Raw genomic sequence first — 20,341 nt, 5'->3', positions numbered from 1 at the left:
ACGGAGGAAACCCCAACCATCGTGTCGAAGAGTGGACCACACCAACTCGATTGTGGAGGTGAAAGCCGTGGATCGCGGGCAGGCGAAGTTCGTAGTAGTGTTGCACAGCCATCTCCCGTGGGTTGTCGGGCATGGACGGTGGCCGTTCGGCGAAGAGTGGATCTACGAAATTGCCTGGAGTTCGTACCTGCCTCTGCTCCGGTGTATCAGAAACCTTGCGCGGGACGGTATCCCCGCGAACCTCGCAGTGAGCCTCACCCCGGTCCTTGCGGAACAGCTTGCATCGGAGGCTTTCCGGAATGGGTTTCCGGCGTACTTGAAGGACAGGCGGCAGAGAGTAGTTGAGGACCGGTCCGAATTCCTTGCGAAAGGCCAGACCGAACTGGCCCGGTTGGCCTCCTGGATGGAAGAGCAGCTTCAGGCGGCTGTGGAGGCGTTCGATGCAATAGGACGGGACATCCCTATGGCTTTTGCGGACCACGCACGGGCTGGCAGCATCGAGCTGATGACTTCAGCAGCAACCCACGGGTACCTTCCATTGCTCAGGCGCGAGAAGTCCGTGCGCCTGCAGGTCCGGGTGGGCCGGACAATATTCATGGATGCGACGGGCATATCTCCTGTAGGTTTCTGGTTGCCTGAATGCGCATACAAGCCGGGCCTTGAGGCTCTCGTAGCGGGCGAGGGTTACCGGTACACGGTTCTCGATGCCATGGCCATCCGGGGCGGTAAAGCTGTCAGTCACTACGGGGAAAGCACTAGGGTGGGAAAGGAGACTGGGCGGCCGGTCGAGGCGGTCTACCTCATCGACGAGTCCAGCCTGATCGCATTCCCAAGACATCCAGGCTTGTGCTCGCAGGTCTGGTCGAAGTGGTCCGGGTACCCTGGAGATTTCGCATACCGGGAGTTCCACAGGCAACATCCGAGATCAGGCATGCGCTACTACCGGGTTACGGACTCCCAGGGCAAGCTCGAGACGAAGCAGCCATACAAACCAGAAACCGCCTTCGCCCGGGCGCGGGAGCACGCCGCCCATTTTGTGTCGAAGGTTGAGAGGGCGGCGGATGAGGCCAAGACGGTTTTCCCCGTGCTTGCCACGGCCTTTGACACCGAGCTCTACGGCCACTGGTGGTTCGAAGGACCGGCGTTCCTCGAGGAAGTGGTGAGGCTGCTCGCCCGGTCAGATTCAGTCCAGCTGAGCACTCCATCCAGGGTGTTGGAAGCCACGGACCCCGAATCCCTGGAGAGGGTCGTGCCGGCTGAATCCTCGTGGGGGGTGGACTGCAATCATTCGACGTGGCTCAACGACCAGACGATGCCGATGTGGGACAAGCTCTGGGAAATCGAGGAGATCGTCGACCAGTCCTGGGTGTTGACGCCTTTCGGCCCATGGCCGGGTGACCTGTGGAATCTTCAGGTCCTGGTGGATGGCGTCCTACGGGAGTTCCTGATGCTTATGGCTTCCGATTGGGAGTTTCTCGTGTATACTGGGACTGCCGGCGACTATCCGTGGCAGCGGTTCGAGCACCACAGGAGAGAGTTTGCCCGCATTTACCAGAATCTTCGTGATGCATTGTGCGGTCGAGGCCTGCCCGAGTACAGGTACTCGCCGCTCTCCAACGGGAAAGGGGGGGCCCAACTCGAGTGAAGATCCTGTTCGCAGCCTCAGAAGTTAACCCTTTCATGAAAGTCGGCGGTCTTGCAGACGTGGCGGGCAGCCTTCCGAGGTTCCTTTCGGAGGCTGGCTGCGAGGTCCATGTGGTAATGCCGATGTATGAGACTGCGAAGTGGAATGGTGTCCAGCTTGCTGGGTGGACCTCCGTCTATCCCCCGCTCGGATACGGGCGGGAGGAGGGAGCCGTATACAGGGCGGAGCTCCGACCCAACCTCACTCTCTACGCTGTCAAAAACGGCGCCTATTTTGCGCGTGAGCGGCCTTACGAGTCACCGGACGACCTCCGACGGTTCATGTTCTTCTCCAAGGCCGCCTACGAACTCGCCCGGATGCTTGGCGTGGACATCGTCCACGCGAACGATTGGCACACCGGCCTGCTTCCCGTATTCTGTAAGGTGTACGGGTGCCCTGGGGATCCGGGTACAGTGACCACCATCCACAACCTGGCGTTTCAAGGACAGGGCGACTGGAGCGATTTCCTTTACTCTTCATTGCCGTGGGAGCACTTCCGCCCTGAGGGCGTCGAGTTCTATGGCAAGTTCAACATCCTGAAGGCGGCCATCACGTATTCCGATCGGGTCACCACGGTCTCACCCTCCTATGCGCAGGAAATCAAGACCCCCGAGTTCGGCATGGGTCTACAACGCGTCCTCGCCGGCAGGGGCGACGCACTTGTGGGGATACTAAATGGGCTTGACTACGATGAGTGGAACCCCGCGACGGACACTTTGATCGCAGCCACGTATGATGTGGAGCAGATCCACGTGCGGGAACAGAACAAGCAATCCCTGCTTGCCAGATTCGGCCTGGAGCACATGCGAGGGACTCCAGTCTTCGCCTTCGTGGGCAGGCTCTTCGAGCAAAAGGGAGTGGATATCCTTGTGGAATCCATCTCCGCCATGGCGAACGAGAACATCCAGTTCGTGATCTTGGGGACCGGGTTGCAACAGTACGAGGAGACTCTTCGGAATCTCGCGACGGCCCACCCTGACAAGGTCGGGGTGAAGCTCGCTTTCAGCAATGTCCTGGCCCACGAGATCTATGCGGGATCGGACTTCTTCATGATGCCGTCGAGGTTCGAGCCGTGTGGTCTCGGGCAGCTCATAGCCATGAGATACGGATCCATCCCAATTGTTCGCGCGGTCGGAGGCCTGCGTGACACGGTATCTGAGCCCGAGACGGGCCTGGTTTTCTGGGACTACAAGGCCGGGGAGCTCATAGCCGCTATCAAGAGGGCGATGTGTCTCTATGAAGACACCGAACGCATGCTCGCAACGCAGATAAGGTGCATGATAGCTGACTTCTCATGGAGCCGGTCGGTCGGTCAGTACCTCTCTCTCTACAGGGCTATTGCCCCGCCCCGGTCATGATGGACCAACCATTTCTTAGTACGCGAGGTGACTACATGTCAGAGTTGCGGAAGGACCCCGTCACCCGAAGGTGGGTCATAGTAGCCACTGAGCGGGCGAAGCGCCCGAACCAGCTGCATAGCAAGAACCCTGTGACCCCTCCTGACCTTCCGGACAAGGATCCAAAATGCCCGTTCTGCGAAGGAAACGAGGACATGACTCCGCCCGAGGTAGCTGCCTACCGAAACGCGGGTACCCACAGGGACGCCCCAGGCTGGTGGATCAGGGTCATACCCAACAAGTACTCTGCCCTCGATCCCGATACGCCCCTGGAGCGCCGCGGGCAGGGCATGTATGATATGTCCACAGGCTTTGGGGTTCACGAGGTCATAGTCGAATCGCCACGGCACAATCACACTTGGGCCACTGCGACGGAGAAGGAGTTCGAGGAGATTTTCTGGGCCTACCGGGACCGCTTGATCGCCCTGGGCCGGAATCCGTCTCTCCGCTACGTCCTGATCTTCAAGAACTACGGGGCCGAGGCAGGCGCGTCGCAAGTGCACGGTCACTCCCAGCTCATTGGACTTCCGGTGGTTCCAAAGCGCGTGCTCGAGGAGATGGAGGGGTCTTCTGACTACTTCCGGTACAAAGAGCGGTGCCCGTTCTGCGACGTGATCAGGCAGGAGAAAGCCGACGAGACCAGGGTGATCCACGAGAACGAGCATTTCATCGCACTCGCACCCTACGCGTCTCATTTGCCATTCCAGATGACGATACTGCCCAAGGCACACAGCCCTCAATTCGAGCGGATAGAGAAGCACGAAATTATGGAGCTGGCCAGGCTCTTCCGGAGGGTCTTCTGGGCGCTCTCCGAGGTCCTCGGCGACCCTCCGTTCAACTGCGTCCTCCACACTACACCCGACTCAGCGGGCGGGGACGCCCACTGCAACCACTGGCATTTCGAGATCGTCCCCAGGCTCACCAAGCTCGCGGGCTTCGAGTGGGGGTCAGGCTTCTACATCAACATAGCAAAGCCCGAGGACGCCGCACAGGCCCTGCGGGAGAAGATCTCCGAGTGCGACCTGGCGACATGCCCCAGCGAGGCAAGAAGCCCCAAGGCCCGGCCGTAAGATCCGGGCGTGACGATGGATCCCCCGGCCCCGACAAACGGGACCGGGGGATTTCCGTCATGCCTACCTCAGAGTGAACACGACTTGGAGCCATCATAGCCCCTGAGCCAAAAACAGGTTACGGCTTCGCGGCCCGAGGCGTGGCGGCAGGGCGATACTTGCCCGAGCGGAGCCTCATGGTCTGCGTGATCAGGGCGATTGCCAGGAAGGCGGCTCCTATGGTGTCAGTGCGGAGCGCAGGATGGATCAACATCAGCCCGCCTGTGAGCAGCAAGATCCGCTCCCACCACGGCGAGAAGGTCCGAAGCCAACCCGCGACTCCGGCCGCTACGGCGATCATGCCCACCACAGCGCCAAGGATGATCCTGGGGGTGTGACTCCAGGATGCATTGAGGAGCAGAAGGTCGGGGTTGAGCACGAAGAAGTACGGGATGAGAAACGCCGCTATCGACAGCTTCGTAGCGTTTATTCCCGTCTTGAGTGGGTCAGACTTCGCGATACCGGAACCTGCGAACGCCGCCAGGGCCACCGGCGGGGTCACATCCGCCACTATCCCGAAGTAGAAGGCAAACATGTGCGCACACAACTTCGGAACGCCCAGCCTAAATATGGCTGGAGCAGCAATGGTCGATGTGATCACGTAGTTCGCAGTGGTCGGGGCTCCCATGCCGAGAACGAGCGAGGTCAGCATCGTGAAAACGAGGGTGAGGTAGAGATTCCCGCCTGCCAGTTCCACCAGGCCCGTGGCGAGCTTGAGGCCGAGTCCGGTCAGGGTCACAGTGCCGACAATGATGCCTGCGGCCGCGCAAGCCATGGCCACCCCCAGAGCACCCTTGGCGCCAGACTCGAGAGCCGAGAGGAACTCACGGATGGTGACTCGAGGCTCGCCCGTAACCACCCGGCAGAGGAAGATGAGGGCAATGCCGTAGACCGAACACAGCATCAGTGGCTGCCCGCTGAAGTAAGTGAAAGCGAAGCCCGCGGCGGGCAGTATGAAATGTCCCCATTTGAAGAGGAACGCGAGCGCTCCTCTTGTGGCGCTGCCGCCGTTTGCCTGAGCTGCTCCTACGAGCAGCCTGAGAATCGCGAAGTAGGCGATGGGAAGAACAGTCGCCATGAGCATGGCCCGGCCGATGGAGATGCTGAAGAACTCGCGGATGACAAAGCTTCCCGCGAGGAACGCTATTGCGATTCCCGACGCCATCTGAAATCCCGGGCTCCTGAAGTCTGTGAGGTCGGACATGGAGAACTTAGTCTCCCGCTTAAAGACTCCGGCGAGGATGGCCAAGATGATGCCGTAGAGCGCGGATTTGGTCGGTGTCCGGCCTGTGGCCAGGAAGAAGATCATGCCGATGATTGGGAGGATCAACTGCCCACGCTCGAGCATGATCCGGGACAGCCTGGGCAGCCGTTCCTTGGGCAATCCTTTAAGCCCAGTCTTCGCCGCCTCGAGGTCGACCCCGATCCAGACTCCGGTGAAATAGAGCACCGCCGGGATGATTGCTGCTTTGGCGATCTCGACATAGGGCATCTCGAGGAACTCCGCCATGAGGAAAGCCGCCGCGCCCATGATCGGGGGCATGAGCTGCCCTCCTGTGGATGCCGACGCCTCAACCGCCGCGGCGAACTCCGGGCGGTACCCAAGGCTCTTCATCATGGGGATCGTGAAACTGCCGGTACCGACAACGTTCGCCACCGAACTCCCGGATATGGTGCCCTGCAAGCCGGACGAGAACACTGCGACCTTGGCAGGGCCGCCTCTCTGCTTACCAGCGATCGCATTGCCGAGATCGATGAAGAACCTTCCGATTCCCGTCTTCTCCAAGAACGACCCGAACATGATGAATAGGAAGATGAAGGTCGATGACACACCGAGCGGAATGCCCAGAATCCCCTCGGTCGTGTAGAACATGTGCGTCACCAGCCTGGGAAATGACGCCCCACGATGTTGCAGGAAGCCTGGCAGGTACTTGCCGAAGTAGGCGTAGGCCAGGCACGTGGAGACCACGACTAGGATCGGGATTCCCACCACTCGCCTCGTCCCCTCGAGGACCAGGAGGATCCCGACGGATCCGACAACGAGGTCGAGTGTGGTATAGTCTCCTGCCCTCATCATGAGGTCACGATAGTTGATCACGTAGTAAGCCGCGCACGTCGCTCCCAGGCAAGCGAGGACGGCGTCGAACCAGTCGAACCTGTTGCGCCTCTTGACAGTCACAGGATACATAAGGAACCCCAGAGTGAGCACGAACCCCAGGTGCACTACTCTCTGGATCTGGGGAGGGCGCTCCCCCATAATCGCTGTGTAGAGCTGAAAAACGGCAAAGGCCAGAGCGATCAAGGTGACCAGTTTAGGAAGAAGCCCGGTGATCCTTCGAGTTGCGGATTCCCGGTCATACTTGGCCAGAATGGCGTCGATGTCCACCGCGTCCGAATCCGCCGGAGGCGGCCCGACGCTGGCCAGCTTTTGGGTCCTGGTGTCGTCTATCTTCTTGCCCAAAGCGGTACTACCCCCTTGACGAGCGAGATTAGCCAGCCGTAGTTGACGACCGTGATGTCGATCTGAGTTCCGGGCCCGACCAAGTCAGCCAGGTCCAGAACCCGGTCCCCCAGGATGACCTGATGCCTCGCGATCCCTCCAACATGGAACCTGACATGGTCGAAGTACCTGCTCATCCCGGTGATCCTCACACCGTCCGGTTCCAAGCTCATCTCCTCGCCAGGTCCGAGTTCGCTTGGGAGACCCGCGCCGAAGTCCTGATACAAGGTCTCACGGAGCTTGAGCCGGTTACCCTCAACCACGAGAGTCTCCAACACAGGAGTTCTTGCCACTGAATGGGTGAACCTGATCGAGATCTCACACCCTGGCGTGGCTGGCTGGGCAGCTAAGACCGTCCCCGCCTGCGTCCTGACGACGAGGCGCGGGAAAGCTGGAACAAAACCTGTAGCCAACGCCAGGGCGAGGCCGAACAGGATCACCCACCGCATTCTCGGGTGTCGTCGTTGTCCCATAACGAAAAGGGCCGGGCACTGCCAGAAGCGGCCAGGGCCCGGCCACCCTCCTCGGCTGGACTTCGGTCCAATGGTCGAGACCTATTTGATCAATCCCTTCTCCCGGTAATACCTTGCGGCACCAGGATGGAGGGGAGTCGAGATGCCGTCGAGAGCCGTATCGAGCGTGATCTGCGCGCCCTTGGCGTGGGCTGTCTCAAGCTCGCCGTCGTTCTCGAACAAGGCCTTGGTAATCCCGTAAACATCGGCCTCCTTGAGCCCTTCGCGGGCGATGAGGATGGCCATGACCGCCGCAGTCTTGCCGTCTTCATTCTGGTTCATGTAGGTTTTCGCCGGCACGGTCGCCGGGGCGAGGAACCCGTACTTGGCCTGGAGTTCCTTCATCTTGTTGGGCTCGATCGAGAGGATCCTGATCTTGTGCTGTGTTGAGACATCCTGGATGCCTGCGTTCGGAACGCCGGCCGTCACGAAGAACCCATCGATGTGGCCATCCTTGAACTGGTTCGCGCTCTCCGCGAACGAGAGGAACATCTCATCAAAGTCGGCGTAGGTGATCCCGTAGACGCTCAAGATCTGGCGGGCGTTGGCCTCAGTGCCGCTGCCCGGGGCGCCCACGGAGAACTTCTTGCCCTTTATGTCGGCGAAGGTCTTGATGGGTCCGTCTGCCCGAACTACGACCTGGATGACTTCGGGGTAGAGGGACGCAACCGCACCATACTTGCGGAGCGGGGCTTGACCCGCAAACGTCTCAGTGGCGTTGTAGGCATAGTCGGTGACGTCGTTCTGGACAATCGCGAGGTCCACTTCCCCCTTGTTGATGTTCCTTATGTTCTCAACTGAAGCTCCGCTCGAGACAGCGGTGATATTGACGCTCGGCACCCTCTTGTTGATGACGCTGGCCATTGCGCCGCCCAGAGGATAGTACGTGCCGGCGGTCCCACCGGTCGCCAGGATCAGCTGAGTGGCAGAATACGTCCCGACGGAGAAGACAAGGACGGTCAGGACCGCCATCATGATGAGGAGAAGCTTCTTCAAACCAGTGCGCCTCCTTTTTGGGATGTGTTTTCAGCCGGTGCCCGGGCCGTGTACGTGTCCGGACCGCGGACTGCTTCCGACCGCTTGCCTATATTTCTCCGGCACCTTGCGCAAAACCTGCAACTGGAGGAATTTTTGTTACCATGTCCAGTGAGCCTGGGATGACGTATGCCACACAGATGGTCAGTTTCGATCGGTGGCCGTGTGGCCCGTCCGGAGGAAGGTACTACCCGCAGCGGTTTCTAGACAGGAGGCCGGCGAGTTGTTTCACCGACGTGAATCTGGGCGGACAGCCGCACGGTGCGCGGCTTGGACTTGGGGTCGGTTATGCGTTCCATGAGCAGGTTCGCGGCGATCGACCCCATCTCAGGGGCCGGTTGGATTATACTGGTGACCTCAGGCGCGCAGAGTGTGGCCGGCGCGTCGAAGCCTATCACCGACACTTGTTCGCCCGGGGTCAGTCCCATGCGGGTCAGGCACTGTATGAGCAGGGCAGTAGTGTGGTAGTCGAAGCAGAAGAGAGCAGTCGGCGGCGCAGGTGCAGTGAGAATCCCCCGGACCACCTCGGAAAACTGACGGTGAGCGGTCACGGGGCTCTTCGCTAGGTCGGTGGAGTGGTCGAAATAGCCGTTCTGCCTCTCCGAGGTTGCCATGGAAACTTCGAGTGCGGGATCGGACTCCATGTCGTGCAGCTTGAGCCCGGACCTGAAGCCCCTGAGCCTCTCGCGGTTCACATCGCTCTCGAAATCGACTGCAAGGACTCCTATCCTGCGGTGTCCGAGTTCGCAAAGGTGTTCCACGCCGAGCATGGCCGCACCGTGGTTATCCACTGACACGAGAGACACTCCGGGCTCGTCCACGGGGGACTCCACTGCTACCACGGGTATGCCGCTCTTGAGGGCATCTTTGATCGTCCTCCGGCTGGCAACATAGTTGACAACGAGGCCGTCTGCCCGATGGCGGGTGAGCCTGCGAACGTAATCCGATTCGCGGGCCGGATCGAGCCCGGTGTCGCACAGGAACAACCCGATGCCCTCTCTGTAGAACACCCTTTCTGCTCCTCGAGCGACATTCATGAAGAACTCGTTCGTGATCGCGGGGACCATATAACCCACGATGTAGGAACGCTTGGTATAGAGGCTCTTCGCGGCGAGGTTCGGTTCGAAGTTGAGCTCCCGCATGGCCGCCAGAACGCGCTGCTTCGTCTCCTCACTAACCTTGGGGACGTTGTTCAGGACATTGGAGACGGTCGTATGGGATACTCCCGCCTTTCTGGCCACATCACGCAATGTGGATGGCACCCGCAGAATCCCCCGATCGGCCGGCAGAGCCGGTGTATTAGTTGCACGTTAAACGTAGCTCCAGCCAGATGGTACATCACGGAGTGCAGGATGTCAACGCGTCGCGGATGCACATGTAAAGGACCGAGCTAAACGGCCCGATAGCGGCCTCAACAGAGGAGAGGCCATGTTCCCCTTGACAACTCTACGGAAACTGGATACAGTGAAGGTGATTAGTTTACCGGGAAACATGCAGTAAACCATATCCCGGGCGCCCAAGAACGCTCCTGCTGTCCAATCACTTCACGAGATGGTGAGCCACCGTGCCCAACCTGCGCGATCGAAGTATCAGCATCGTCACAGAGAACCAGTCCGATAATGGAGCGTACGTCGCGTGTCCGAATTTCGAACAGTACAAGTACTGCTGGCTCAGGGATGGCGCTTTCATCGCCTACGCGATGGACCGTTGCGGTGAGCATGATTCCTCACGACGGTTCCATGAATGGGTGGGCCGGGTGATCCTCTCACAGGCTGATCGAGTGACCGCCATCGTCCGGTCGATCCGGGGAGGCAGGACTCCGGGCCCGCGGGAGATGCTTCCTACCCGGTACAGGCTGGACGGAACCAGAAGCGATGACGATTGGGCCAATTTCCAGCTGGACGGGTACGGAACCTGGATATGGGGCCTCGCGGAACATGTGCGCATGACAGGGGATTCCGGATTCCTGGACGAGGCAAGCGAGCCCGTGAGCATCACTGTCGACTACCTCACGCACTGCTGGATGATGCCCAACTATGACTGCTGGGAGGAGTTCGGCGACCGAGTCCACCCGTCCACCCTGGCGTGCATATTCGGCGGCCTCACTTCAATCAACCGTTACCTCGAGCGCGACGACATAGCCGCGACCGCGGCAGCGATCCGGCAGTTTGTGCTCGACACTTCCATCTCGTCGGGACGGTTCATCAAGTCCGTAGGGAACAACAGCATCGACGCAAGCCTCTTGTGGCTTTCGGTGCCTTTCGCTGTGGTCGACCCGGCCGATCCGGCCATGGAGGCCACCGTCCGGGAAGTCGAGCGGAAGTTGCACCATTCCGGGGTGCACAGGTACCCCGAGGACACTTACTACGGCGGAGGAGAGTGGCCTCTCCTCGCATGCTGGCTGGGATGGTACCGCTGCAGGGCCGGGGAGCCGGACCGGGCGAGGCCCATCCTTGAATGGGTGGAATCCTGCGCGAACGAATCCGGCGAACTTCCGGAGCAGATCAGCACTCACACCAACGCCCCCGAGTACTACCTGCCCTGGCGGGAGCGGTGGGGCGAGGTGGCGACGCCGCTTCTCTGGTCTCACGCGATGTACCTGGTCTTGAATAGTGAGCTTTCGAGCAGATGAGGTCATAGGCCGGAGGTCAACCGCTCCACGGCTGAAGCCGGGAGCTTGCAGGCAGCCTCGAACATCAAAGGTGCGGCGCTTCCTCTCCACGCCCGAAGGCGGGGACTTCCGCGCCACGAAAGGGGTGAAAAGACGGTCAGGTAGACTGTGGCCGGCACGATCAGTGATGCGGGTGAGGGAATGGTGAAGAGAACGGACTGGTTGCGCGATAATCATCTCACTTCAGGGAGGCGAGAGAATGTCTAAAAGGCTTCTGTCTGTTGTCGCGGCCGCGCTCTTGCTCGTGACCCTGTCCTTCGCGGCTGGCGCCGAAAAGAAGGTAGTTGTCAAGTTCTTCACTGGCAAGGTCGAGACTGTTGAGTGGATGAACAGCCTGATCAAGCAGTTCAACAAGGAGAACCCGGGGATCGAGGTCCAGCAGGAGTACCAGAGGGACGCTAGTAACGTTATAAAGGTCAAGTTTGCATCGGGCGACATCCCGGACATCACCACCGTGTGGGACCAGGGATTCGCGGATATGGGCAGGTATCTGGACCTTTCCGGCGAGACCCAGTGGTGGTCCCGGGTTCAGCCGGCGGTCAAGGAACTCTGCACTGACCTGAAGTCTGGAAAGCAGTACAGGATAGCGACGAACATGACCATGGCCGGTCTGTTCTACAACACGAAGATCTTCTCCGACCTGGGACTCAAGGAGGCGACCACGTGGGAGGAGTTCAAGTCCAACCTCAAGACCATCAAGCAGAAGCGCCCGGACGTGGTCCCGATGTTCATGGGAGGCAAGGACTCCTGGATGCTGGGCCACCTGATCGAGTTCATGGCGCACGGTGTGATCAAGCAGCAGTACGGGACAATGGGCTCGAGGAAGGCCTTCCTGAATAACGAAGAGGCCAAGCTCAGGTTCGACGCGCCGGACGGCCCCATGGAGACCTTCGCCAAACGCCTCCTGGAGCTCAAGGAGGAAGGGCTTCTGAACTCTGACTTCCTCACGGCTACATATGATAACCAGCTCGAGGCGTTTGCGACCGGAAAGGCTGCAGTGATAAGCCAGGGAATGTGGGCTCTTTCAGGTATTCTTGAGAGGAACAAGAACATGAAGGACATAGGTTTCTGCCCGTACCCGCCCATCGTTGACGGTACGAAGCCGGTTGTCCTGGCTGCCGAGGACTCCGCCTACCTGATCACGGCTGAATCGAAGTGCAAGGAAGAGGCAAAGAAGTTCCTCGACTACCTCTTCAGACCCGAGAATCTCAAAGCCTACAGCGAGTTCCTCAAGGCTCCGTGTGCGTTCACAGATGTCTCAGCTGATTGGGGCCCGCTCAAGGATGAGGTGGCGAAGGCCCTCCGTAGCGGCGTGAATATAGGTTTCACCACCGAAGCGCCGTCCGGCTTCTCAGGAGATGACGCCGGCAGGATGGTGCAGGAACTGTACGTGGGGAAGTACAGGACCCCCGCGGACTTCGCGAAGGCCTACAAGGCCGCGTGGGACAAAGCCTGGAAGGCCGCGAACAAGTAGGGATCACGCAGTTTCGCAGATAATGCAGGCTCGGTTCATGTCTCCGGGAGCCCCCATGGCGCCCGGCCGTCTCCTCCGGTCGGGCGCCTCCGGGGCCCCGGGCCTGTATGCGGAAGGCAGGTGGAGATATTGAGCGCGCGGGCCCGCGGCGGGCTGGGGTCGAACCTCCATCAGTTCATGGCCCTACCCGCTCTGCTGTTGTTCGGCTTCTTCTTCATCCTCCCGCTCACCCGGGGAATAGGATTGTCCCTCACCGACTGGAACGGCATATCGAAGCCCAGCTTCGTGGGGCTTCAGAACTTCGTGGACTTCTTCAGGGACCCGAGGGCTGTCCACGATGTGGCGACGACTGTGCTATTCGCCCTCGGCAGCGCGCCCCTTTTGAACATATTCGGGCTCCTGTATGCCCTGGTCCTGGACCGTGAGTTCCGCGGCAAGGGACTCGTGAGGGCGATCGTCTATCTGCCGGCTATCATAAGCCCGCTCATAATGGGCTACATATGGTACTTCATCCTCCAGCCGGGCCGGGGAGTGCTCTGGCGGTTCGTCGCGGCCGTCAACCCTGGATTTCAGGGAGGGAACTGGCTCGGAGACAGCACAGGGGCGCTCGTTGTCCTCGTGCTCGTGAACGTGTGGCAGTACGTCGGGATGACCATGGTCATATACCTCGCCGGCCTGCAGGCGATACCCTCGGAGGTAGTAGAGGCAAGCAAGATAGACGGAGCCGGGTACCTGCAGAGCCTGCGCCATGTGGTGATCCCGCTACTGTATCCCTCGATCAAGATAAACGTGGTCACGAACATCATAGGCTCCCTCTCGGTGTTCGATATCATAATGGCTCTCACCGAAGGCGGGCCTGGATACGCTACAGAGTCCCTCAGTATATACATCATGCGCATGTGCTATGGGAGCTTCGCGGGGTACTCCACCGCCGTGGCGCTCATACTGTTCTCTATCATCCTGGCTCCTGTGTTGGTGTTCCTGCGGCTGTCCCGGCACGCGGAATTCGAGGCGTAAGGGGGGAACGACGATGAGGCCGAGACGGAGCCAATGGGGCGTTTACCTGATCGCGGCCGTGATGTCCGCGGTCTCGCTGATTCCTTTCCTGGTCCTCCTCTGGATCGCTTTGAGCACCCCCGCGACTGTCTCGGCCCTGGGACCGGGGACTCTCCCGGAGTTCCACGTGAGGAACTTCACCGATGCCTGGCGACTCTCTTCCATGGGCACTGCCATCATGAATTCCCTACTCATTACGGCTTCAGCTCTCGCGGTCCTCGTAACTTGCGCGAGTTCGGCAGGGTTCGCAATAGCGAGGTTCCCGGGCCGCTTCCACAGGGCCGTGCTCTACCTGTTCCTCTTTTCCATGATGATCCCCGGAATCATCAACACTGTCCCGCTCTACACTCTCATGCGGTCGATAGGAGGCATAAACACCAGGTGGGCCATGGCTCTCGTATGCGCGACGAACGCACTACCTTTTTCCGTCTTCCTCTATTCGAACTTCATCAGGTCGATGTCGCGAGAGATTGAGGAATCAGCGATAGTCGACGGGTGCACCTGGGTGTCTGCGTTCTTCAGGATCACGTTCCCACTTCTCAAGCCGGTCACCTCGGCAGTGGTCATAATCAACGGACTCGGCATATGGAACAACTACGCGCAGGCAGTGTTCTTCCTTCAGAAACCGGCTGTGCGGACCATTCCACTGGCCGTCTCGATGTTCTTCCAGCAATACGGGGCAAAGTGGAACCTCATGGCGGCGGCTGCGGCCATTGGCGCCGCGCCGGCGGTCATTGCCTTCATTGTGTTCCAGAAGTACTTCATAAAGGGACTCGCTGCCGGGGCGCTCAAGGGGTGATACCGATGGTCCAGGCAAAGTCACTTCACTTCGACAAGGCGCAGTACCGTCCCGGGGAGGACGTGTGGGTGGAGGTGCACCTGGGCGACGAGATCCGAGGAACCGGAACGGATCAGCAGACCACGTCCCCTCAGCAACTCGGGACCACCGGGCGAGCAGGGGCGGCCGGGCAAGCCGGTGCAGTCCGGATGAGCGTGGTCGATATCGTCTCATCAGTGTACAGCGCGTCGGTTGCTGTGAGCGACGTCTCTTCGATTGCCTCCAATGGCTTCGGCCGGGCTATCTGGCTCAGGATTCCCGGGGATGTCCTCGAGGACCGGCTCCTGGCCACCGGCAGGCTGGGGAAAGCTGTAGGGTTCGGGCTGGAGATCGAGATCGAGGCGGCGGGGTGTGAGAACGGCAGGATGCGCGCGAGCGCCGGCTTCGACATTGCCCCGCACTGGCGATGTGCGCCCAGGTACGGGTTCGTGTGCGAATTCGGGCCCCGGAACCACGACACTGAGCCCGGGGGCAGGGCCGGCCGAGGCCGGATCCAGGACGAACCGGGAGAAGACAAGTGGCAGGCGATGACCGACATGCACCTGAACGTCGTGCAGTTCTACGACTGGATGTATCGCCACCACGACTTCATGCCTCCGGAGGACGTATTCATCGATCCCCTCGGCAGGCTGCTGGATCTCCGCGAGGTGAGGGCACAGGTAGTACGGGCCAGGGACCGCCGGATGGCGCCCATGGCCTACGGAGCAATGTATGGCGCGGAGAGGGACTTCGTGGAATCCCATCCCGGGTGTGTGGCCTACAGGATGGACGGCACACCGCACAGTCTAGGAGATCTCATCTTTGTAATGGACATCTCGCGCGGGTCGGAGTGGAGCCGGCACATTATCGAAGAGTACTCGAAGGCCATCAACGAAGTGGGCTTTGACGGGGTGCACGTGGACCAGTACGGGTTCCCCAAGACTTATTACACGAAGGAAAGGCGCTTGATCAGGACAGAGGACGAGTTCGCGCCGTTCATCGAAACCTGCCGCGCCCGTCTTGGGCCGGATGTAGGTCTCATATTCAACTGCGTGAACAACTGGCCTGTGTCCCGGGTTGCCCTCGCGCCACAGGATGCAGTCTACATTGAGGTCTGGCCCCCTCACGATACCTACCGTGACCTGAGGGCTCTCGTTCTGCGCGGGTTGGAGGCGGCCCGCCACAAAAAGCAGGTGATACTGGCAGCCTATGTCAAGCCGTTCCAGGGTGAAGAGATCCGGCATGGACTGGATGCCTGGACGCCCGCCGAAACCGCGATGAGGCTCACGAGCGCCGCGATCATGGCGTCAGGAGGGTTCCATCTGGTCCTCGGGGAAGGGGACGCGGTCCTCACCGATGGCTACTACCCGAGGTACGCTCGGATTCGTCCCGAGTTTGCTGGAATCATGAGGCGGTATTGGGACTTTGCCGTGCGGTACGAGGAATTCCTGTTCGACCTCGGAGCGCGAGATGTTTCGGAGACGGAGGTGGGAGGCGCGGACGATACGGTGCAGATTGTGAACCTCCCATCTGGTCCCTGGGGCGATGCCGGGAAGGTCTGGGCCACGGTCCGGCACGGCGAGGGTTACGAGCTGCTGAACCTTGTCAACCTGGTGGGGGTGGACAGCCCGGCCTGGAACGAACCGAAGGCGTCGCCGCCCACTCCGCTGCGGGGGGTTGCGGTCAGATGGCTTATGGATGAGCAGATCAGGGATGTGCTGCATGCCTCGCCTGATAGACCAGATCTGTCGTTAGTCCGGCTCCCTTACAGAGAGGTACCGCACACCCACGGACGCGCCATTGAGTTCGTTCTTCCGGAGCTCGACTACTGGGGCATGGTCCTTGTGCGGGTATGCGGATGAGCTTGGAATTCCCGCGAGCTTCATCTGCTTGAACGCATATGACCTGCCGGGCGTCCTCTCCGGTCAGTACGATATACTCTTCACATCTGGAGGGGTGCTCTGTTGGACCACCATCCCACGCGTAGTGGGCTGGATCGCGCATCCCTCTGCAAGTCCCAACCTAGCTCCTTACTCGAGACATGAGGATGTACCGCATTCTCAACGTGCTCATTCGAAAAACCTTGTAGAGGCGGGGCAGCACTCTTTTCAACGGGACAGCTATGCTTCCCAAGGAGGACATTCGAAATTCCCCAGCCCCGACAAGAGACTTTGGCTCTCCGCCGCATGACTCCTCTTCGCTTCTCAAAGACCCTTTGGAGACAACTCTAATGTACTAGGAGGCCCGTGAAGCCATGAGAACGAGGCATCTTGTATCGTTGCTTGCCCTAAGTAACGTTCCGCAAGTATTTGCGTGATTCGCGCTTCCGCAATATGCTCCCTGCTAGGAGCGTGTGCGAGTAATGCCTAGCCCGATGCACAGGAAAATGCAGCTACACGGCGAGTTATCCTGGCATGAGCAAGACATACAGGCCTTACAATCCAGATCAAATGTACTTGCTGCCGCCGTCCCTCAAGGACTGGCTTGCCGAGGGACATCTGGCGTACTTCATAAGCGATCTCGTCGACCAGTTGGACCTCTGAGCCATCGAGCAAGTCTATGAGCGGGAGGAGAGAGGATACCCGCCCTACAACCCGAGGATGATGGTGAAGGTCCTGCTGTACGCCCAATGCGTGGGAGTGCGTTCTTCCAGGAAGATTGCGAAGCGCTTTGAAGAGGACGTAGCGTTTCGCGTGCTGGCTGCGGGGAACGCGCCGTCGTTCAGAACGGCGGCTGAGTTCCGCAGCAGGCACCTGAACGAACTCGCGGGGCTGTTTGCCCAGGTGCTGACCGTCTGCGGGAATTCGGGGCTTGTATCGCTCAAGCATGCCGCGCTCGACGGCACGAAGATCAAAGCGAACGCCTCCAAGCACAAAGCCATGAGCTACGGGCGGATGAAAGAAACCCGCGCCAGGCTCGAGAAGCGGATCAAGGAGCGCCTTCGGGATAACGCACGCCTCGACGAGGCTGAAGACCGCAAGTTCGGGTCCGACAAACGAGGGGACGAGTTGCCTGAAGACCTCGTCATCCGCGAGAAGCGGTTGGCCAAGATCAAAGAAGCCATGGCGGCCCTGGAAGAAGAAAGCGCGCGCGGAGAAAGAGAGCCGGCGCTCTGCGGACGATGGGCAGCCCGGGCGGCCAACCGCAACCCGGTCAGGGATCAAGCGCGGCCGCAAGCCGAAGGATCCGCCGGGGACTCCCAACGACAAAGCGCAGCGAAACTTCACCGACCCAGATTCTCGGATAATGAAGAACTCGGATAAGACATTCATCCAGGCGTACAACGCGCAAGCCATTGTGGATAGCGAATCTCAGATCATAATCGCGGCGGACCTCACGAACCAGGCTGCGGATTCGACTCATCTGCCGGACATGGTCAAACAAGTTGAACTCAACCTGAACCGCAAGCCTAAGAGGCTGTCCGCCGACGCGGGATACTTCAGCGAGAAGAACGTGGACTTTCTTGAAAAGAGGCGCATCGACGCATACATCCCGCCTGACAAACAGAAACATAGCACGCTCGTTGAACCGGCGCCGAGAGGCCGGGCACCTGCGGGTTTGTCCTGCAAAGACCGGATGCGCCGAAAGCTCAACACCAAACGCGGCCCGAAAGCCTACTCGCTGAGAAAGCAGATCGTCGAGCCGGTTTTCGGGCAGGTGAAGGCAGTGCAGGGCTTGCGCCAGTTTCTGCTTCGTGGTTCACTGAGAGTCCGAGCGAAGTGGCTGATAGCATGCACAGCGCACAACATTCTCAAGCTCTTCAGATCGGGAAAGCCCCTTGAAGCCCGGGTTCTCTGCCCCACATAGCCTGACGGCCGGCCGACAGTGACACGTTGGGACTCTGTCCTCGAGCTGTATGACGTTATCAAAGAGCTCTTGACTCTTATGGCCGATCGCTGCTTACCCCGTTCATTGAACCTGAGTTAGTCGCACAGCTTCCCAGCCCGTCTGACGACGGTGCCCGGGAGGCGTTGGGCTTGGCCACTGACATCGGCGGACATGCCATCATGGTCGGCGGAACCAATGGCGCGCATCTTACTAGTTTCTCGCTGGTAGACATCACAAGCCACGGCCGCGCCGTCGCTGTAATGAACCCCTACTACACCGTGTTCTTCGCTCCGGCTATCGAACCCCACCTCCGCGTCGTCGGCGACATATACAAGTGCCACGGTCATATCACAGCCGACATAGACAGACTCCACGGACGCGAATTGGGTATTGCGGTCGCGGAGGGTATGATCCAACTGGGACGCAAGGTAGGGTTCCGGGCGACCCTGGCAGAGATACCGGGGTTCACCGATGAGCACATCGAGCGCGCGATAGCCGCCGCGAAGAATCCGCAACTCGAGCGGAATCCTTGCGGCGCCCGATCGGGAGGCCGCCGTTGAAGGCCATGGCCGGTGGTCTTGGTGCCACCGACACTCTGGCCATCGTCTTTTGCGATGCAAGCAGGCCGGTACCGACCGTCTCATCCTTCCCGTTGTTCTTGAAGAACTGGTGAAGACCGGAGTCGGGCGAGATCAGATCGTTCTCATAAATGCCCTGGGCACTCACAGGCCTAGCCCGCCCGAGGAGCTTGTGGAATTCCTGGGCGAGGAAATCGTTCGGAATTACCGCATCGTCCAGCATGACTGCAAGGACCGGAGCACGATGTTGTGCGCGGGAAGGCTGAGCAACGGGCAGGAACTGTGGGCGAACCGAGACTACCTGCAGGCATCTCGACGGATGCTCACGGGTTTCATTGAACCGCATTTTTCGCTGGCTTCAGCGGGGGCGGCAAACTCGTGTTGCCCGGGATTGCAGGCCTGGACAATGTGATGTCCGCCCATTCATATGAGATCCTTGACTGCAGGCGGTCAACCTGGGGCATCACAACCGGCAGTCCTGTGTACGAACTGGTGACAGAGGCGGCCCTCGTGACAGCTCCTGACTTCATTGTCAATGTAGCCTTGAACCGCAACAAGGAAACTACGGGGGTATTCTCCGGCGACCTCCGGGCAGCCCACGCCGCTGGCGTCGAGTATGTGAAGTCAGTTGCGATGCAGCGTGTCCCCGAGCCCTTCGACATCGTAATAACGACAAACAGCGGGTATCCACTAGACCGCAACCTGTACCAGACGGTCAAAGGGATGTGTGCTGCGGCGAGCGTTGTGAAGCCAGGCGGAGCAATCATCGTGGCGGCCCAGTGTGTCGACGGGGTGCCTTCAGGAAGCTCGTATCAGAGACTACTAGAGAAATCAGGAACTCCGGAGGGCGCGGTGAAACTCATATCGAGCCCGGGATTCTCAGCACTCGACCAGTGGCAGCTGCAGATTCAAGCCAGGGTGCAGCTGAAGGCGAAGGTGTGCCTCTATTCCGAGGGGCTGTCGGACGAAGAGATAAAGAACGCCATGCTCACCCCGTGCCACGACATCGAGGAGACTCTGGCGGCGCTCATGGTAGAACACGGCCCGGGTGCCCCGATCTGTGTGTTGCCGGAGGGGCCATAGACGATACCGTATGTGGCGGGAGGGACGAGCGCAGGGTGAGCTGAGGAGTGCAGCAGGCGAAAGGCATGGGCGGCGTCCGCGCGGCCTGCCGCGCCCCGTATTCACGCTGACTCTCTCGGAGCAATGGGGAGCAGTTCGACACTCAACCCCAGCTCAGAGTGCATTGCGAGTATATCGCGCCGCAGATTGCGGTCGATAGGAATGCCTCTGTCTTTGCGCTCCATCCACGTGAGGTACTCCTTCTCGCCCGCAGTAAGGATCCTGCTCTTCCCGGGCATCTTTGCTGACTTCCGCAGGGTGCGGAGGATATCGCCTACGGTTTTCCTGAACGCACTCTCATCGGTGAAGGCAGACACGTCAATGGCGATGAAGAAGTGTCCCAGCATGGGGCGGGTTGGAACACCGTTCTTCTCGCCGACGAGCATCGATAGGTAGCTGCCACTTTGCAGTGCAGCCGAGAGTATCTCCACCACGGTCGCTAGTCCATATCCCTTGTAGCCTGCGGTTTCTTCTCCTATGCCCCCTAGAGGTACAAGGGCTGCTCCCATTCCGGCTCTCAAATCCTGCAGGATCCGAAGGCTGTCTGTTCTGGATCTG

16 protein-coding genes and 1 pseudogene are annotated in these 20,341 nt (G+C 59.9%); 12 read left to right on the top strand and 5 right to left on the bottom strand.

Annotated elements, in window-relative coordinates:
* The 3 genes from NUW23_08915 to galT form a co-directional block, all read left to right on the top strand.
* The coding region (locus NUW23_08915; protein ID MCR4426291.1) for a DUF1957 domain-containing protein at window positions 1-1,645 on the top strand (1,645 nt) is incomplete at its 5' end.
* Window positions 1,642-3,042 carry a glycogen synthase gene (locus NUW23_08910; protein MCR4426290.1) on the top strand — a complete coding sequence of 467 codons (1,401 nt, stop codon included), beginning with the start codon at window positions 1,642-1,644 and terminating at the stop codon, window positions 3,040-3,042. The genes NUW23_08915 and NUW23_08910, both read left to right, overlap by 4 nt.
* A 35-nt stretch (window positions 3,043-3,077) precedes the next feature.
* Window positions 3,078-4,151: a galactose-1-phosphate uridylyltransferase gene (galT, locus tag NUW23_08905; protein ID MCR4426289.1), complete on the top strand. Its 1,074-nt coding sequence runs from the start codon at window positions 3,078-3,080 to the stop codon at window positions 4,149-4,151.
* 118 nt (window positions 4,152-4,269) lie between these two features.
* Here galT and NUW23_08900 read toward each other — a convergent pair whose 3' ends face one another.
* From NUW23_08900 to NUW23_08885, 4 genes are all read right to left on the bottom strand, one after another.
* The gene (locus NUW23_08900) at window positions 4,270-6,651 is read right to left on the bottom strand and encodes a TRAP transporter permease (GenBank protein ID MCR4426288.1); all 2,382 of its coding nucleotides are present in this window, start codon (window positions 6,649-6,651) and stop codon (window positions 4,270-4,272) included.
* Window positions 6,636-7,139 (bottom strand): DUF1850 domain-containing protein, encoded by a 504-nt coding sequence (locus NUW23_08895; GenBank protein MCR4426287.1) that lies wholly within the window; start codon window positions 7,137-7,139, stop codon window positions 6,636-6,638. Before NUW23_08895 ends, NUW23_08900 begins: the two co-directional genes overlap by 16 nt.
* A gap of 105 nt (window positions 7,140-7,244) precedes the next feature.
* Window positions 7,245-8,198, bottom strand: a complete 954-nt coding sequence (locus tag NUW23_08890; GenBank protein ID MCR4426286.1) for a TAXI family TRAP transporter solute-binding subunit — start codon at window positions 8,196-8,198, stop codon at window positions 7,245-7,247.
* A gap of 242 nt (window positions 8,199-8,440) precedes the next feature.
* Entirely contained in the window at window positions 8,441-9,499 is a 1,059-nt protein-coding gene (locus tag NUW23_08885) for a LacI family transcriptional regulator (GenBank protein ID MCR4426285.1), read from the bottom strand.
* Between the two features lie 302 nt (window positions 9,500-9,801).
* Between NUW23_08885 and NUW23_08880 the strand changes: the two genes are divergently transcribed.
* The 9 genes and pseudogenes from NUW23_08880 to NUW23_08840 all read left to right on the top strand — a co-directional run bounded on the left by NUW23_08880 (window position 9,802) and on the right by NUW23_08840 (window position 19,744).
* Entirely contained in the window at window positions 9,802-10,869 is a 1,068-nt protein-coding gene (locus NUW23_08880; GenBank protein ID MCR4426284.1) for a glycoside hydrolase family 15 protein, read from the top strand.
* A 238-nt stretch (window positions 10,870-11,107) separates the two neighbouring features.
* Window positions 11,108-12,382: an extracellular solute-binding protein gene (locus NUW23_08875; GenBank protein MCR4426283.1), complete on the top strand. Its 1,275-nt coding sequence runs from the start codon at window positions 11,108-11,110 to the stop codon at window positions 12,380-12,382.
* Between the two features lie 129 nt (window positions 12,383-12,511).
* A complete protein-coding gene (locus NUW23_08870) occupies window positions 12,512-13,399 on the top strand; it encodes a sugar ABC transporter permease (protein MCR4426282.1) in 888 nt (295 codons plus the stop codon).
* Window positions 13,400-13,412: 13 nt separating this feature from the next.
* Window positions 13,413-14,237: a carbohydrate ABC transporter permease gene (locus NUW23_08865; protein MCR4426281.1), complete on the top strand. Its 825-nt coding sequence runs from the start codon at window positions 13,413-13,415 to the stop codon at window positions 14,235-14,237.
* 5 nt (window positions 14,238-14,242) lie between these two features.
* On the top strand, window positions 14,243-16,117 hold the full coding sequence (locus NUW23_08860) for a glycoside hydrolase family 66 protein (protein ID MCR4426280.1): 1,875 nt from the start codon (window positions 14,243-14,245) through the stop codon (window positions 16,115-16,117).
* Window positions 16,118-16,669: 552 nt separating this feature from the next.
* A pseudogene (locus NUW23_08855) lies at window positions 16,670-18,062 on the top strand (IS1182 family transposase).
* Between the two features lie 104 nt (window positions 18,063-18,166).
* Window positions 18,167-18,643: an iron-containing alcohol dehydrogenase gene (locus NUW23_08850; protein MCR4426279.1), complete on the top strand. Its 477-nt coding sequence runs from the start codon at window positions 18,167-18,169 to the stop codon at window positions 18,641-18,643.
* Between the two features lie 109 nt (window positions 18,644-18,752).
* Window positions 18,753-19,073 (top strand): nickel-dependent lactate racemase, encoded by a 321-nt coding sequence (locus tag NUW23_08845; GenBank protein ID MCR4426278.1) that lies wholly within the window; start codon window positions 18,753-18,755, stop codon window positions 19,071-19,073.
* Window positions 19,040-19,744: a hypothetical protein gene (locus NUW23_08840; protein ID MCR4426277.1), complete on the top strand. Its 705-nt coding sequence runs from the start codon at window positions 19,040-19,042 to the stop codon at window positions 19,742-19,744. The genes NUW23_08845 and NUW23_08840 overlap by 34 nt, the downstream gene beginning before the upstream one ends.
* Before the next feature lie 101 nt (window positions 19,745-19,845).
* On the opposite strand, the gene NUW23_08835 is transcribed toward NUW23_08840, so the two are convergent.
* Window positions 19,846-20,341 (bottom strand): Ldh family oxidoreductase (locus NUW23_08835; protein MCR4426276.1); only part of this gene is annotated, 496 nt, incomplete at its 5' end.

The organism is Bacillota bacterium, assembly GCA_024655925.1.
In the GTDB taxonomy this organism is placed as follows: Bacteria; Bacillota; DTU025; order DTU025; family JANLFS01; genus JANLFS01.
Note: the sequence above shows the minus strand (reverse complement) of the source record. Positions and strands in the feature narration are given on the sequence as shown.